The organism is Ulvibacterium sp., from assembly GCF_965228935.1.
Lineage (GTDB): Bacteria > Bacteroidota > Bacteroidia > Flavobacteriales > Flavobacteriaceae > Ulvibacterium.
The window spans coordinates 888,731-904,735 of the sequence record NZ_OZ245846.1 but is presented as its reverse complement, the minus strand read 5'-3'; the positions used below and the strand labels follow the sequence as shown (position 1 = coordinate 904,735).

At 42.5% G+C, this 16,005-nt stretch carries 18 protein-coding genes; 10 read left to right on the top strand and 8 right to left on the bottom strand.

Annotated elements, in window-relative coordinates:
- Positions 1–30: 30 nt before the first annotated feature.
- Complete coding sequence (locus ACO06Y_RS03900; protein WP_422082522.1) at positions 31–429, bottom strand: hypothetical protein; 399 nt, start codon at positions 427–429, stop codon at positions 31–33.
- Between the two features lie 214 nt (positions 430–643).
- Between ACO06Y_RS03900 and ACO06Y_RS03895 the strand changes: the two genes are divergently transcribed.
- The 10 genes from ACO06Y_RS03895 (at position 644) to ACO06Y_RS03850 (ending at position 8,573) form a co-directional block, all read left to right on the top strand.
- A complete protein-coding gene (locus ACO06Y_RS03895; protein ID WP_422082521.1) occupies positions 644–2,668 on the top strand; it encodes a S9 family peptidase in 2,025 nt (674 codons plus the stop codon).
- Positions 2,669–2,689: 21 nt separating this feature from the next.
- Entirely contained in the window at positions 2,690–3,850 is a 1,161-nt protein-coding gene (locus ACO06Y_RS03890; protein WP_422082520.1) for a helix-turn-helix domain-containing protein, read from the top strand.
- A 62-nt stretch (positions 3,851–3,912) separates the two neighbouring features.
- Positions 3,913–4,656, top strand: a complete 744-nt coding sequence (locus ACO06Y_RS03885; protein WP_422082519.1) for a CPBP family intramembrane glutamic endopeptidase — start codon at positions 3,913–3,915, stop codon at positions 4,654–4,656.
- A 106-nt stretch (positions 4,657–4,762) separates the two neighbouring features.
- Complete coding sequence (locus tag ACO06Y_RS03880) at positions 4,763–5,215, top strand: hypothetical protein (protein WP_422082518.1); 453 nt, start codon at positions 4,763–4,765, stop codon at positions 5,213–5,215.
- Between the two features lie 34 nt (positions 5,216–5,249).
- Complete coding sequence (locus ACO06Y_RS03875) at positions 5,250–5,657, top strand: DUF2141 domain-containing protein (RefSeq protein ID WP_422082517.1); 408 nt, start codon at positions 5,250–5,252, stop codon at positions 5,655–5,657.
- A 121-nt stretch (positions 5,658–5,778) separates the two neighbouring features.
- Positions 5,779–6,360: a TetR/AcrR family transcriptional regulator gene (locus tag ACO06Y_RS03870; RefSeq protein ID WP_422082516.1), complete on the top strand. Its 582-nt coding sequence runs from the start codon at positions 5,779–5,781 to the stop codon at positions 6,358–6,360.
- Between the two features lie 51 nt (positions 6,361–6,411).
- Positions 6,412–7,161 (top strand): SDR family NAD(P)-dependent oxidoreductase, encoded by a 750-nt coding sequence (locus tag ACO06Y_RS03865; protein WP_422082515.1) that lies wholly within the window; start codon positions 6,412–6,414, stop codon positions 7,159–7,161.
- A 99-nt stretch (positions 7,162–7,260) separates the two neighbouring features.
- Positions 7,261–7,653: a DUF423 domain-containing protein gene (locus ACO06Y_RS03860; RefSeq protein WP_422084230.1), complete on the top strand. Its 393-nt coding sequence runs from the start codon at positions 7,261–7,263 to the stop codon at positions 7,651–7,653.
- 240 nt (positions 7,654–7,893) lie between these two features.
- The gene (locus ACO06Y_RS03855) at positions 7,894–8,163 is read left to right on the top strand and encodes a hypothetical protein (RefSeq protein WP_422082514.1); all 270 of its coding nucleotides are present in this window, start codon (positions 7,894–7,896) and stop codon (positions 8,161–8,163) included.
- Positions 8,164–8,174: 11 nt separating this feature from the next.
- Positions 8,175–8,573 (top strand): hypothetical protein, encoded by a 399-nt coding sequence (locus ACO06Y_RS03850; protein WP_422082513.1) that lies wholly within the window; start codon positions 8,175–8,177, stop codon positions 8,571–8,573.
- Positions 8,574–8,598: 25 nt separating this feature from the next.
- On the opposite strand, the gene ACO06Y_RS03845 is transcribed toward ACO06Y_RS03850, so the two are convergent.
- The 7 genes from ACO06Y_RS03845 to ACO06Y_RS03815 form a co-directional block, all read right to left on the bottom strand.
- A complete protein-coding gene (locus ACO06Y_RS03845) occupies positions 8,599–9,309 on the bottom strand; it encodes a hypothetical protein (protein ID WP_422082512.1) in 711 nt (236 codons plus the stop codon).
- A 19-nt stretch (positions 9,310–9,328) separates the two neighbouring features.
- Positions 9,329–10,081 carry a DUF4097 family beta strand repeat-containing protein gene (locus tag ACO06Y_RS03840; protein ID WP_422082511.1) on the bottom strand — a complete coding sequence of 251 codons (753 nt, stop codon included), beginning with the start codon at positions 10,079–10,081 and terminating at the stop codon, positions 9,329–9,331.
- Positions 10,082–10,125: 44 nt separating this feature from the next.
- Entirely contained in the window at positions 10,126–10,920 is a 795-nt protein-coding gene (locus tag ACO06Y_RS03835; RefSeq protein ID WP_422082510.1) for a HEAT repeat domain-containing protein, read from the bottom strand.
- Between the two features lie 2 nt (positions 10,921–10,922).
- The gene (locus ACO06Y_RS03830) at positions 10,923–11,444 is read right to left on the bottom strand and encodes an RNA polymerase sigma factor (RefSeq protein ID WP_422082509.1); all 522 of its coding nucleotides are present in this window, start codon (positions 11,442–11,444) and stop codon (positions 10,923–10,925) included.
- 156 nt (positions 11,445–11,600) lie between these two features.
- Positions 11,601–13,133 carry a carboxypeptidase-like regulatory domain-containing protein gene (locus tag ACO06Y_RS03825; protein WP_422082508.1) on the bottom strand — a complete coding sequence of 511 codons (1,533 nt, stop codon included), beginning with the start codon at positions 13,131–13,133 and terminating at the stop codon, positions 11,601–11,603.
- A 280-nt stretch (positions 13,134–13,413) separates the two neighbouring features.
- Positions 13,414–15,651 carry a ferrous iron transport protein B gene (gene feoB / locus ACO06Y_RS03820; RefSeq protein WP_422082507.1) on the bottom strand — a complete coding sequence of 746 codons (2,238 nt, stop codon included), beginning with the start codon at positions 15,649–15,651 and terminating at the stop codon, positions 13,414–13,416.
- Positions 15,648–15,893 carry a FeoA family protein gene (locus ACO06Y_RS03815; protein WP_422082506.1) on the bottom strand — a complete coding sequence of 82 codons (246 nt, stop codon included), beginning with the start codon at positions 15,891–15,893 and terminating at the stop codon, positions 15,648–15,650. Before ACO06Y_RS03815 ends, feoB begins: the two co-directional genes overlap by 4 nt.
- Positions 15,894–16,005 lie beyond the last annotated feature (112 nt).

The window sequence follows — 16,005 nt, the reverse complement described above, 5'->3', positions numbered from 1 at the left end:
CGCCTAAAAATGATGAATATCAGTAATGGATTATGCGTATCGGGGAGGTTGGAAAAGCCCATCTCCAAGCAATGGAGAATACGAATCGGCATAATGGAAATTTCCGGTATCCAGGGATATTGTTTCCACATGGGAGGTATAGGGTACCGGGTCATTGATTACAAAGGCCGAAAGTGATAGGGAATGGCAATGATGTTGAAAAGGAAGTTCCTCATGATCCTTTTGTTCTTCCTGATGTTTTTGGTTGTGCTCAGCTTTGAGCTCGCCATAATGCTTGGAGAGAAAGACCCAAAAACTATCTCCATAAGCCTCGGCATGAAATTGGGCGTGTTCGATAAGCTCATCCAATTCCACCAAATCGTTGATATGGATGTTAAAGCTCTGAAAAAGAATGAGCAAGGAGATTATTATGGAAATAAGTTTTGTCATCTTCTAAGTTCCCTAAAGATACGATTTTCTGAAGAGGTACGAAAAGAATTAAGATTCTCTTTGTCTATTGAAGAGCGTAGCTTCAATGGATTTAAGGGCTTGGGTAATCTTAGGGTGTTAATTTATGTTTTTTACTTTGCTTAACAATGCAAACAAAGGCTTGCGAATGTAAGCTCATTCCGCTATTTTCATAAAGAATTCAAATTATTCTTCCATGCGTAAATTCTATTATTTAGTTGTATTTCTGGCCTTCTTCCAGGCTTTAAAGGCCCAAAAACAAAACTTCTCGTATACGGATGTTTTTGACCTACAATACGTCTCCGATCCACAGATTTCCCCGGATGGGGAGTGGGTGGTCTATAGGAGAATGGCTTTTGATATTATGGAAGATAAGGCTTCGGGCAATCTTTGGATGATAAAGGCCGATGGTTCCAAACATCAAAAATTGACGTCCAGGGAAGTTAATGAATCCAATCCGCGCTGGTCCCCCCAAGGAGATCGCTTGGCCTTTACAAGCAGTACGGATGAAGGGTCGGAGATTTATATCTATTGGATTGCTTCTGGTAAAATCGCCAAGCTTACCCAACTTCCTTTTAGTCCAAGCGCCCTAACATGGTCACCTAAGGGCGGGCAGCTTGCCTTTTCTATGAACGTAGCGAAAGAGCCACCGGTTTTGGCCAAAATGCCCAAAAAGCCCAAAGGCGCAAAATGGGCGGAAAAACCAAGAGTAACAGATCGATTATATCATGAGGCGGACGGTAGGGGCTATATTGATCCAGGGTTCAATCATATTTTCACAATTCCTGCGGATGGGGGGGCTCCAAGACAATTAACCTCCGGGGATTTCCATCATAGGGGGAGCCTTTCCTGGTCCAAGGACGGCCAACACATTTATTTTTCAGGGAATAGGAACGAAGATTGGGAATACGACTTCAGGAATAGCGAGATTTATTCCGTTGGGGTCTATGATGGGCAGATCAATGCGCTAACGGATCGGGATGGCCCGGATTACCATCCGGTAGTTTCGCCGGACGGAACAAAAATAGCCTATATCAGTGTCGAGGATAAGAGGCAGGCCTATCAAGTGCGTAGGCTCCATATCATGAATCGGGATGGCAGTGACCCAAAAGTGGTCTCCCAAAATTTGGATAGGACGGTTTCCAATCCGATATGGGATACTAAGGGGAACGGTCTTTATTGTTCTTATGATGATAGAGGGAATACCAAAATTGCCCATATTGCCCTAAATGGAAAGGTAGCCAAACTAGTGGATAATATGGGGGGCACTTCAATTGGCAGGCCCTATGCGGGAGGATCGTTTAGTATATCCGGGAACGGAACCATCGCTTATACCCAAACCCGACCGGAATATCCTTCCGAATTGGCGATTTTGAAATCCAAGGTGAAAAATCCGGCAAAGATTACTTCCCTGAATAAGGCTTTATTGGATTTTCGAAATTTAGGAAAAGTGGAGGAAATCTGGTATACATCCAGTTTTGACCAACGGAATATACAGGGATGGGTGGTATACCCCCCAAATTACGACGCCTCCAAAAAGTATCCTTTTTTGGTTGAAAATCATGGGGGGCCCATTCTAAACTATGGAGATCGTTTTTCGGCCGAAATGCAATTGTACGCGGCTGCCGGGTACATTGTTTTTTATCCAAACCCACGCGGGAGTACCGGTTATGGTGAGGAATTCGCCAATCTGCTCTACCGTAATTATCCGGGAGAAGATTATAATGATGTAATGGACGGAGTGGATTATTGCATCCAAAAAGGGATTGCCCATGAAGATCAGCTTTTTGTTACGGGAGGTAGTGCCGGGGGCATTATGTCCGCATGGATGATAGGCAAGAACAACCGTTTTGAAGCGGCCGTAGTAGCCAAACCTGTAATGAATTGGATCAGTAAGACCTTGGTAGCCGATAATTATTTTCGCTATGCCAACAGCCGTTATACAGGGCAACCTTGGGAAAGTTTTGAGACCTATTGGAAATTTTCCCCAATTTCATTGGTCGGCAATGTAGAGACCCCGACCATGGTGTTAGTGGGAATGGACGATTTGCGGACACCGCCCAGTGAGGCCAAGCAGTTGTACCATGCGCTAAAATTGAGAAAAATTCCAACGGTATTGGTCGAAATTCCAAACGCTAGCCACGGTATTGCCAATAGGCCTAGCAATTTAATCACCAAGATAACACATACCTTGGCCTGGTTCCAGAAATACCGTGAATAGAATTGGACAATAGCTTTGAACATGAATCTGAATTTGAACGCAATTCTTTTGTTGCTTGTAGCCTTTCAGCTATTCTTTATTGCTATTTTTTCATTGACCAACAAAAAAGGCAACAGAACCGGTAATCTTCTGCTCGGCACTTTTTTCCTGATATTGGCCATAAACGCAACGGATATCCTATTGCAGATTTATAATGTTTGGTCCTTCTTTCCGCTGTTTTTACTATTGGACGATTCTTTTTTATTGCTTTTCGGGCCGTTGATCTATCTGTATACCCTATCCTGTGTAGATGAACATTTTCCGTTCCTCAAAAAAAAATGGATTCATTTTGTTCCCTTTATCCTATGCTTGTTGGGACTTCTGACTTTCTACTTTCTAGAGAAAGCCCCCATTGCGTATGCGCTTGAGACGATAAGCAAGGCCAATCTTCCAAAAGGGGCGATACTGTTTGTAATTATAGCCTATCTACATGGAGGAGTTTACCTGTGGCTGTCAAAACGTGTGGTGACCTTACAAGGCAAGGCAATGAAGGACTATCATTCCAATCTGGCCAGGATCAACTTGGATTGGTTGCATTTTATGATAAATTCATTCATCGGACTGTGGGTATTGGGCGTTTTGCTGACGGTAGTTCCCTATACTTCATATAGGCCCTATGTAAATGGTATATTGTTCGGTTTTATCGTGTTTCTTTTTTACTTCATAAACAAAGTAATTTTTAAGGCATTAAAGCACTCCGAACTATTTTCCGGAATTCCATTTTCAACCTTGGCCAAAAAGAAGTATTCCGGATCTACCCTGTCCGCCGATAAGCAAAATAGATTCAGGGAAGCATTGGTTTTACAAATGGAAACGGAAAAACGGTACTTAGATCCTGATCTTACATTAACTGACCTGGCCAAGATTTTGGATCTTCCCCCAAAGGAACTTTCACAGATCATCAACCAATCTTTCGAGAAGCACTTTTTCGATTTTGTGAATTCGTATAGAATAGACGAGGCCAAAAAATTACTCCGGGACACCCAAAATACCATGACCATACAGGAGGTGATGTATTCCGTAGGCTTTTCTTCCAAGTCGTCCTTTAACACCATCTTCAAAAAGAAGACCAAGCAAACACCTTCCCAATTTCGACTTTCCTCGTCTGCAAAGATAAATCCTAAAAAGGGTTCGTCTTCCTGAAGTAAAACCATTCTCCAGAATATCACTTCTACTTTTACAGGGTAACCTAAAAGTAAGAAACTATGAATCGTCAATTCAAGAATACGCTAAGGGATAGGTTGGGAAACTATTTGGAATCCAAGAAGTCGGCGACCTTAATCGAAATGGTGCTTATTTTTGGAATCGTTCTTTTGTTTATTCAGGTAGTTACCCCATTTTTTCAGGGGAATCAAATGATGCAACAGGGAGTCGTATGGTTGGCCAATGTAATCATGATAGCCTTGGTCTGTTTTGGGCAATGGCTTAGGAGGTCAAATTTCCGTGACCTGGGATTGGTATTACCTATCTGGAACTGGAAAATTTACCTAAAAATAGTTTTGTGGTCCTTTTTACTTTTTGTCATCGCCCTATTAAGTTTTATACTGGGATCCGTGATCATGTCCATCTTGACCGGAACCACTGCTCAACCCGATGTTGACAACTATCTATACTTGAGGGAAAACCCTTGGGTATTCTTGGTATCGTTATTGGGAGTTTACCTGGTATCCTCCTTTGGGGAGGAGTTGGTATATCGCGGATTTCTCATTCAACGTATTTCATGGCTGTTAGAGGGGATAAAATTCGGAAAGACCTATTCGGTTTTGATCAGTGCCGTGATTTTTGGCTTGGCCCATTATACCTGGGGGGTTACCGGAATGGTGCAAACGGGCTTTATGGGTCTGGTACTGGGTACTTTCCATATACGGTATACAAATAGCTTGATCATACTCATCCTGGCACATGTATATATGGATACACTTTTGTTGGCAAGCATATACTTGGGTTGATTGGATCCTATCGCCATCCCGACTTTTGATAAAGAATATAATTTAAATCCGTTGAAAATTTTTATTCATTTGGATCGTTTGTAATTTAGGGAACGCAAGAAGCGGTATGGCAACGAAAAAACGACATAAATTTTGGAATGTAGTAGTGGTCATTACCGTAATTATTTGTACGCTTGCCCTTATGGCCCACTATAAAAATTGGATCAGGACGAATGCCAGTAACATCCAAATACTATCCGGATTTTATTACAACAAGATAAAGTTTTCAGAGCTAGACAGTGTATTGATGGTGGAAAAGATCCCGCCTATGGAACGCCTTAATGGATTTTCGGCCTTGGAAAGGGAAAAGGGCATTTTCAGGGAGTTCAAGGATTCCCTTACCGACAAAAAGGTGTATGTATATGTGGATCATTTTCCCAACCCTAAGATAAAACTGGTATATAAGGATTCGTTAAGGCTCTACATGAATCTGAGGGATTCTTTGGAGAATGAAAAAATGTACCATTTTTTGAAGAACAAAAGGGACAGCCTACCCTTACAATTTTCATCCAAAAAATGAGTTTATAAGCTTTGGAGTTTTTATTTTTGAACCGATGAAAAAAAGGTTTTTGGTTTTTCTGTTGTTACCGATTTTTGGCCTGGCCCAAAACAGACTTTCTATTTCCATAGAAGGAGTAAAAACATCTGACGGTAAAATAAGCGTCGCCATTTATGATAATGAAAATGGCTTTCTGGAGTTTGATGGGGTATTTAAGTTCGATAGCACCAAGGCACAGAAAGGCACCACCGAACTTTCCATTGAGAGCCTCCCGCCCGGTAAATATGCCGTGGCTATTTTCCATGATGAGAATGGCAACGACGTTCTCGACCGCAATTGGCTGGGCATACCCAAGGAAAAGATAGGCTTTTCCAATGCCAAGATGAAAACCTTTGGCCCTCCGAGCTTCACGGAGTGCGCATTTGAGCTACGTTCCGACAAGGAAATCACTGTGGTGCTTTAATGTATTGTATCGAGGCTTCCTACTATTTCTAAACCAATTTCTAGAGGTAATGTTTAAAAATCTGTTAAATAGTTTTTGAAATGAATGTTCCAATATATATTTGATCATCCATAAAGTAAAAATGCCGAGGATAGTAGAATTTGATAAGGAAAAAGCACTGAAGAACGCTATGCACGTTTTTTGGGAGAAGGGTTACAATGGAACTTCCATGCAGGATTTAGTGGATGCCACCGGCCTAAATCGTTCCAGTATATACAATTCCTTCGGTTCAAAGTTGGAGCTTTATCGGATTACTTTGTCCCGTTATCAAAGGGAGACTGGCGGAATCTTTCAAAAGGCCTTGATAAGTGCCAAGAATCCCTTAGAGGCCATACAACTTATTTTTGAAGGCTTTTTACCTGAGATAACGGGCGATAAGAAAGACAAAGGTTGCTTTGTATTAAATTGTAAGGCGGAAATGGGGAATCAGGACCATAATGTTAGGGAGTGGCTTTTGGATACCCAGGAACAAACACTGTCCACTTTTCAGAATTTGATACGGGAGGGTCAGGAGCTAGGCATAATCAATAAACGACAAGATTGTAGAAATTATGCCCATTTTGTGTTCAATGCGTTCCAAGGTTTTAGAATGACGGGGATTTTAATTAAGGATAAAAAAGTGCTTCAACAGATAATAAAGAATACACTTAACGTAATAGCTTAAATTTTTTTAATCATATTTGGAACGATTGTTTCAAAATAAAATTTTAATACGATGAATAGATTCGACAACAAAGTAGTAGTGATTTCCGGGGGAAATTCCGGAATAGGTTTAGAGGCCGTAAAAGGTTTTTTAAAGGAAGGAGCCAAAGTGGTGTTTTCAGGGCGAAGAAAAGAGGCCCTGGACGAGGTGGCCAAAGGTCTTGAAGGGGACTTCAAAGCGGTTTTGGCCGATCAATCCAAACCAGGGGACAATGAAAAATTGATCCAGGAGGCCGTTAACGCCTACGGCAAAATTGATGTGCTCTTTGCGAATGCCGGGGTAGCCTTCTTTGCACCGGCAGATCAAATTGACGAAGACCATTTTGATTCCCAATTCGATATCAACATCAAGGGACCGGCCTTCTTGACCAAGTATGCCATTCCCCATTTAAATGATGGCGGGAGTATAATCTTCAATACCTCTATCGTGCATCAAAAGGGATTTGAGGGTGCGGCCGTGTACAGTGCCACCAAAGGTGCCTTGCGGGCTTACGCCCGGGTACTTACCACGGAACTTGCTCCGCGCCAAATTCGTATTAACTCCATAGCTCCGGGACCGATTGCCACTCCAATTTATGACAAAATGGGGATGCCCCAGGAAGTGGTGAGTGAAATGGGGCAAGGATTTGCCGAGGCGAATCCCTTAAAACGTTTCGGCAATCCCAAGGAAATAGCGGATGCCGTATTGTTCTTGGCTTCCGATGAGGCCAGTTATGTAAATGGAATAGAACTTTCCGTTGATGGAGGGTTGAGTCAAATTTAAGGGTATAATACTATAACCATGTACCAGCCTGTTAGGAAACATCCTAACAGGTTTTTTTATGATATGGCAATCCATTCTCTGCTTATCTTTGCCCAGATTATGGAGACAATTTTTCTGGTTCAGTTTATGGGGGCCCTATATGGCTTGTTGGCGATTGTATTTGGCGCTTTTGGGGCACACGCTCTCAAGAAATCCTTTACGGAAGAACAACTAAAAAGTTTTGAAACCGGTGTAAAGTATCAGATGTATCACGCGCTTCTTTTGATCGTACTGGGTTTTAATTTTGGATTCAACACTCCTTTGGAAAGCTATATCGCCAATTGTTTTATTATTGGTACCTTTCTTTTTTCATTTAGCATTTATGGGCTTACGTTGAGTGCCTCCAAAGGAAGAAAATGGCGGTTTCTCGGCCCCATTACGCCCTTGGGAGGATTGGTGTTGGTCGCCGGTTGGGGAATGCTCCTGTATTCTTTTATCGGGAATCTTATCTAGCCAATAGTAAGGTGTGCCATGAACCATCTGGTCCACCGCTTCGTACCGTCCGGTACCTTGGGAATCATGCTATTCGGTTTAAACCCGCTTTTAGGCTTTAGTTAACAGGTTTTGGTGGTTATCCTTGGGGTTTTACGCATAACTTTATAAAGTTTATGGAAGATCCCTATAGATTCTATTTCTGAAGTACTTTGGGTTATGCGATATGAAATTACCAGAAGGTGCCCCAAGTGTGGCCAAATGACGAAGAACAGTGATTATTGCAATAATTGTGGTGCGTTGATCAATACCAATCTTCGTCGAAAATTGGAACGTGAGGAACGGGAAAGGAAAAGGCAGAAAAAAGAAGAATTGGAGAAACCTGATGCCATAACCGCTTTTTTTGAAAAGGTACGCAACCATGGCAATCCACTTGTAAGAATAGTTGCTTTTGCTTTTTATTCCGTTTGGGCGGTAGTGCTGGCCATCGGGGCTTTTTTGGCCTATATATTCGCCTATATTGCAGCTTAAAGCAGTAAATTATGCCCAATTTAGAATCAAGGAATATCCAAACCATACCAAAGGGGCTAAAGGCCTTGTACTTTCCACTGTTTTGTTTAACGGCGGCGATTGTTTTTAGCCTGCAAAAAATGAGCGTTGCCCTTCCACAGTGGATCAACAATTACTTGAACGATTTTTTGTGTATGCCCACCGTACTTTTTATAGGTCAATTTACTATACGCAAGCTGAAGCGGAATAACACGATACGGTTGCCATGGCCCTTGATTTTGACGCTCACCCTATTTTACAGCGTTTATTTTGAGTATTATCTGCCCAGGATTAATTTGCGCTATACAGCGGATTTTTGGGATGTTGCCCTGTATTTTTCAGGGTCGGCGTTTTTTTATTTAATGGAAAACAAATTGGTTGTAAGAACATAGTTTACGACCGACCCTTTAACAATCCCTATAATCTTAGATACATATTCCCATTGATAGTGTTCAGGCGCAAACTGTTCTTGCCATTTGCGGTTCGGCCGGATATTTTTTGACCTACATGGCGGTCCGTAGATTTGAACTTTAACTTTGCATCGGCATAAATATCCCCATGAATGGTTTCGGCGACCAAATCGGCATCGATCATTTTAAGGTCAATTTCCCCATTGATGGTACTTAGATCAAGTTCCCCGGCATATTGGGCAATTTCGATATCCCCGTTGATCAAATCGACGGTGAAATCGCCCTCAATGACCTCGGATTTTAGATCGCCGTTAATACTACTGATCTTGACCCGGGCATTTTTAGGAACATGGAGTACATAATTGAACTCATACAGGTCCCCCGTGTTGTAGCAGTACTTTCTTCTATCGGGATTGTTTTTGATACAATCCTCACGATAGGCCTTAAAGATGGGTTCGGCTTCCGAAGTAATGGCAATCCGAGTATTACTTGTACTAACATCCAAATTGTAAAGGTCTAGGAATTTTTCGTCCTCGGTATGGATGTCCGCCTTAAAATAGACCGAGGATCTGTCCCACGACTTTACCTCTATCATGGAAGCGAATTTCACATCCACGTCTATAAATTGATTTTTATAATCAATGTTCTTCTCAATGATTTTCTGTGCGCCGACCTGTAGGCTGATGAGGCCTAGCAATACTACCGTTATTTTTTTCATGACCGTTCTGTTTTTTCGATTATTTTTTTCTGAGATAAATGTTTCCGTTGGTGGTGCTCAATTTAATATCCACGCCCCCGTTGTTGACCGTCCCCTTTACCTTTTTGGAGGCAATGGCCCTTAGGCCGTCCTTGTCCGGCAAGCTGATTTCAAAATTGGTATATATGGATCCGTTGACCGTGCCTAGACTAAAGTCGGCAGGGGTATTCTCCGGCATCGTAATATCCAATACACCATTGGTCGAATAGATGGTTATCGGAGAATCCTGGCTCACGTTTGTAAACTGTACCTCTACTTCGCCATTTAAGGTATTGGCGGTCAAAGGCCCGCTTACGTCCTCGATTTTGATGCTCCCGTTCAATTCTGCGGTTGCCTCTATCTCCCCCCGGAATCCTGAAATTTTGATACTGCCCTGCCAGTTGGTCCTAACCGAGATATTTTGTTTTGCCGGTAAATAGATTTCGGCACGTTGCGATTTTCTTAGATTTCTTACCAAGAGGTCGGTTCCTTCCTGGATAACATAAAACCCAACATCGGTATTGTCCGAACCGCTCTCCCCGACCAAGCGCAATCCTTTGGCCCTTTCGGGAATTTTATAAGATGACCCTCCCTTGATCAAAAGTTGGTCACTGGCGTGTGTTTTGACAACGATGTCATTTTTGGATTCGACCTTTACCCATTCGATTCCGTTTAGGGATTTTGTGTAATCTTCCTGCGCCCATATTCCGGTGCAAATAAAACTTAATAAAAATGTGATTTTAAGTAACTTCATGATGCTTCGTTTTTTGATGCTTCGACAAGGCTCAGCACTTGTGTTTATATAATACTCGGCAATAGTGATTCAATTTGTTCCTTAACAAAGGGTTGGGTTCCGTCCTGCTGCATCAACTCCTTTAACGGTATTACGGCCTTCTTTTCCTGGATACGGACCAAGGTCTGGATAATCGTAATTTGTATTCCGGGATCCTTCTCGACCTTCAAGGCTTGGATGAAGGCGTTTTTTACGATTTCAGAAGCCGTAAACTTTTCCAGCGCTTCTGCGGACGCCATGCGTACATTGGTATTTTCGTCGTGCAACATTCTATCGGTCAACGCTTTTACAATGGTTTCATCAGGATTCCCGAACTCGTCGATATAGTTGACCCCCTGAATGCGCCTACTGGCCGACTTGTTCTCCATAAGGGAAAGCATGGCCGTTTGTCTTAATTCCAGGCCCTTGTCCTGCAAGGTGGCTATTTCCATACGGGATTCGCGTTCCTCTAGATATTGGCCCAGTAGAAACGAACCTACCAGGGCAGCAATACTGGCTGCTATCTTTAAAAGATTTCCCCAGCCCGATTTTGAAGGGGCGTGCTTGGAATTCAAGGGAACCACCTTGGCCGCTTCCTGTTTTTCCTGCTCCAAAAGTTTGAGGAAATTGGCCTCGACCCGATTCGATGGCACTGCCATTTCTTCATTGGCAAAGGCATCAAAAAGAGTTTTTAGTTGCTCCAATTCTTTCCTGCATTCAGGACATTCCTTTAAATAGGCCTCTACTTTTTGTCTTTGAACGGGATCCAAAACCCCATCCAGGTAGTCCGGAAGTAAATCAATAACCTGCTTTTTGTCCATCGTCATAAATTTTCAAAATAGATTGCTTTCAATTTTTTTAGGGCCCGGCTCACCTTTGTCTTCACCGCTCCCTCCGTACTGCCGACTATGTGGGCCAACTCGGCATACTTAATTTCCTGAAACCGGTTTAAGACCAACAGTTCCTTATCGGAGGGGTTGAGCTTGTCCAAAGCTTTTTGTAAATGGGTATAGTCTTCCTTGGGTGCTTCGTTTACGGTTAATCTATAGGAAACGTCATCCAAATCTTCATGATCCATCTGGTTCTTTTTAAGATGTTTTTTGAGACAATTTCTCGCAATGGTAAACATCCATGAGACAAACTTTCCATTTTTATAGGATGCCCTATACCGCATTATGTTATAAAATACCTCTTGTGTAACATCTTCACTCAACATCCTGTCCCTACACATCTTGTAGAGAAAATTATAGACATGAAGGTGATGTCTTTTAAAAAGTACCTTCAATAGGTCCAGGTTCCCTTGGGCTACCATGGCCATGATAATCTCGTCTGTTTGCTCCTTCAAAAGAGAAAGTCTTTAGGTGACATTCAATATTATATAGCAGGAAAAATACAAAAGGTTACATCCCCGGACGCAAAAAATGATTTTTTACAGGGAATATGCTCCAGGAATAAAGAAACAAGAGTTAAAGGGGAATAAGTTTGTACGGTATAGGTCTTGTTAATCCTCCAGTTCGGCTTCCGAAACAAATTCCTTAATGGCGGTATTGGGTTCTATGATATCATACCCGGACCAAAATTCCGGATCGTAGTTGGGCATATAGGTAGGGAGTATGGAATTGTTTTCCCTAAGGTTTTCATATTGGGCCTCGTTGATCGGATCGACATCGAAAACAACCAGTTCATAGCGATTTTTGCCACTGACCGCGACATCGATTTTTAAGGAAAGTTCATTTTGCTTTCGGCGTCCACGAACGTTTTTGTTTTTTTCTATTATTTTCAAGGGTCTTTTAAAACCTATACGGTTTCCCTTGGTTATCTCATAATAACGCAATTGATATTTGCCATCCTTTCCTTTTGAAAAGATCATCCTCCCCTTTGCCAGATATTCGTTAAAGGAAATACCCAGAAGCTTAAAATTCCGTAAGGTCTCAACGTTCTCAAAGTCCATCCGGATAACGGCAAAATCGTCGGAGTTGATATAAAGCCTACCCTTGAAATCCTCGGAATTCTCCGGTTCAAAACGAAGTACATAGACGGCATCGTCCCCCAAATAGGTATAATCCTCCAAAGTGAGGATATAGCGTCTTGGTTTAAAGATAACGTTGTAATCCGAATTCTTGAAAACGGGCAGGTTTTTGTAAAGATTCCCCAAAGTGCGCCTTTTGTAATTGGCAAAGAACTCTTTGCGCTCCTGCTCGTTTTCCCGGGTTTTCTTTAAGTGCTCGTTCAGGGCTTCCACATCACTGGAGTCTACCTCGGTTTCGAAAAGTTCATCGGCATCCACCTTTGTACCGAATAATCCGGATTTGATTTTGAAATAGGAATCCGTTTTTATGTTTTCCTTTACAATGGAATTGAACTTCTTTTCCAAGGTTTCCGCGTCCAAAGTCTTGCTTTTGTCATACAGTTCGGATGCCTTTATAATGGCCAACTTTTGTTCCTTGGCCTTGCTGGCACCATACAGGTCGCCCAACATTTCGGTATAGTAACTGTTGTTTTTGGGGAAGGTATTTTTTACGCTGTCCAAAAAATTGGTGTTAAATGCGGGAATGGTCGATTTCTTGAGGACATAATCCCCCTTTACGATGTTTTGGTGATACGATTCCCTAAGGAACAATCGCTTCTTGGTCAATTCCAGATGATAATTCCTTTCCAGATTTTTTTTCACCTCCTCCAAGATTTCACGGGGGGTATAATTCTTGTTGGAAACAATGACCTCTTTCAGTTCTATGGCCTTGGGTCTTAGATAAATGGTGTTCTCCTTAAACTCGGAGATGGGCTTTCCAATAGATTCATAGCCGATACAGGAAATAAACAATGAATCCGAGGCTTGAATGTTTTCTTCCAGTCGAAACGAAAAACGTCCCTCCTCGTTGGTGATCATTCCGCGCTTTTTCAACTGTACGGTGACGTAGGGAACTGGTTTTGAGGTGACGGAATCCACAATCCTTGCATTTAGGATCTGGGCACTGGCATTTTCGATACCAAGGAACAGAACAATAAGGGTAAAAGCGGATGCAACTTTGCCCATGCAGGATCAATTTTCCGACAAACTAAAGCATAGTACCTAGGAAAACCATACTTTTTAGGATTTTTTTGGCTGGATTTATTGTTTTTTTAACAAGCTAGAATGGATGATTGTGGACACCCTTAATGACATCCGCAATCGTTTTGCCCACAAGCGCTTTTCTTTCCCTTTTTTGAAGCGAAAATGGATTTGGGCAATAGGAATTTATAAATAAGGTAGCCCACTGCCAAGGCGAGGGTGATGTAAACCAATATGGGTTGAAGAAACTCCATTTTCCAAAATCCTATTTAATAAATTGATAGGCGATTAGAGCTACAATATACGCAAAAACGCTCATAAACAGTAATTGCGCTATGGGCCATTTCCAACTATTGGTCTCCCGTTTTACAATGGCCAAGGTGCTCATGCATTGCATGGCAAAGGCATAGAACAGTAGAATTGAAATACCTGACGCCAAGTTGAACAAGGGTTTTTTGGTTCTGGGATTCACTTCTACCGCCATACGGGTTTTGATGGTCTCCTCCTCATCGCTACCAACGCTATAGATGGTCGCCAGGGTACCCACAAATACTTCACGTGCGGCAAAGGAAGTGAGGAGAGCGATTCCAATTTTCCAATCGTAACCCAAAGGTCTCACCAAGGGTTCAATGGCCTTTCCCATTTGCCCAATGTACGAATGCTCCAGCTTATGGCTGGCTATTTCCTGTTCAACGGCCCTTTGCTCCAGATCCAAGGTTATGGCTGCCAGGGAATCCTGCATGGCCTTAAGACTTATGGCGCGTTCGGTATCGATGACACTGACCGGGGTTGAATTTTTATATTCATTCAACTTGCGTTCCATATACCCTAGACTGTATGCGGACAATCCCTCTCTTTCAATGCGCTGCTTCACTATGGTTTCCGCATTTTCAAATTCCTCTGAATATCCATTGGAACCTAAAAACCAAAGCACTATGGATATGGCCAGGATAATTTTTCCAGCTCCCAGGACAAAGCTTTTGGTTTTTTCCCATACCGTGTACACCACATTTTTAAGCAACGGCATTTTGTAACTGGGCATCTCTACCACAAAAAAGGTTCTACTTTTTATTTTTAGGATCTTGTTCAGTATCATGGCGGCAAATATGGCCGTCCCAAAACCGATGAGATATAACAACATCAATGTCAAGGGTTGATACCCCAATCCCAAAAAGCGCCCTTCCGGAATAACGAGCGCAATGATGATGAGGTAAATGGGCAATCTTGCGGAGCAGGTGGTAAACGGAACCACCAGAATGGTAATCAGCCTCTCTTTCCAATTCTCTATGGTACGGGTGGCCATGACCGCGGGAATGGCACAGGCGGTTCCTGAAATTAAGGGTACCACACTCTTTCCACTTAGGCCAAAGGGGCGCATTAGCCGATCCATTAAAAAGACCACACGGCTCATATAGCCTGATTCCTCCAAAAGGGAAATGAACAGAAACAAAAAAGCGATTTGGGGAATGAATATAACGATGCCCCCAATACCGGCCAAGATACCTTCGGCGATCAAATCGGTAAAGGCCCCTTCCGGTAACGTACTTTTCACCCATTCACTGGCGGATGCAAATAGCTCGTCGATAAGATCTTGGGGGTAGGTACTCCAATCAAAAATGGCCTGAAAAATGGTCAAGAGGATAGTGAAGAAAATAAGATATCCAAAGACCTTATGGGTCAATATTCGATCCAAAGTCGCTCGGAAGCCTTTGGCCGCATTGCTGTCTACCTTATAGGTTTCCTTAAGGACATCGTTTATGAATTTATACCGTAGAATCGTTTCTTTTTGTTGCAAACGCTTTAGCTCCGATTTTGATTTGACCGCAAAGGTGGCCGCATTTTTTAGCGACCTTTTTTCAATGGGCATAAAGTTTACATCCTGTGTAATGACCAACCAAAGCTTGTACAGATCTTCCTTGGGGAAAGCATTCTTCAATCGTTCAAAATAGTCCTTGGAAATTACGGTAATGTCCACATTGGGGGAAGATGGCAAGCTTTTATAGTCGGCGATCAGCTCTTTTAGATGATCAATACCTGTGCCTTTTCGGGTACTTATCAAGGCAATTTTGGTTTGCAGCTTTTCCTCGAGCAACGGAACGTCGATGGTGATTCCCTTTCTGGACATCCGGTCGGACATATTGATTACCAGTATCGTGGGGATTTTGAGGTCCTTGATCTGGGTAAACAGGAACAGGTTCCGTTTTAGGTTCTCCACATCGGAAATAACGATAGCTACATCCGGATGGTCCTTGTCATTTTTGTTCAGGAGCAGTTCTACGGCCACACTCTCGTCCAGGGAAGTGGTATTGAGACTGTATGTACCGGGGAGATCTAGAATGTGGGCCTTTACGCCCCTGGGCAGTTTACAGACACCTTCTTTTTTTTCCACGGTGATGCCCGGATAGTTGCCTACTTTTTGATTAAGTCCCGTAAGTTGGTTAAAGACCGATGTTTTCCCCGTATTGGGATTACCGATAAGCGCTACCTTGATCTGCTTGCTCATACCGTAGAAACATCATCCAAGATTTCCAATTCAATTTGTAGTGCCACGGAACGACGTATGGCAATATGCGACCCGTTTACATTGATGTAGATGGGGTCTTTTAGGGGGGCTACTTGTAGCAGTTCAATTTGATTTCCGGGCAGACATCCCAGTTCCAGCAATTTAATGGGAAGGATATCTTTCTCAAATTCCTTGATAATCCCTTTCTGCCCTTGCTTGAGATGTGCTACGGTAATGGCCAACCTTATTTAGATTCATTTTAATTAAGGGCAAATGTAACGTAAAATTCTCGGTTTGCTACATCGAAACCCCAAAAAAGAACCAATTTTGGCATAGTTAGTATCTATGGTCGCC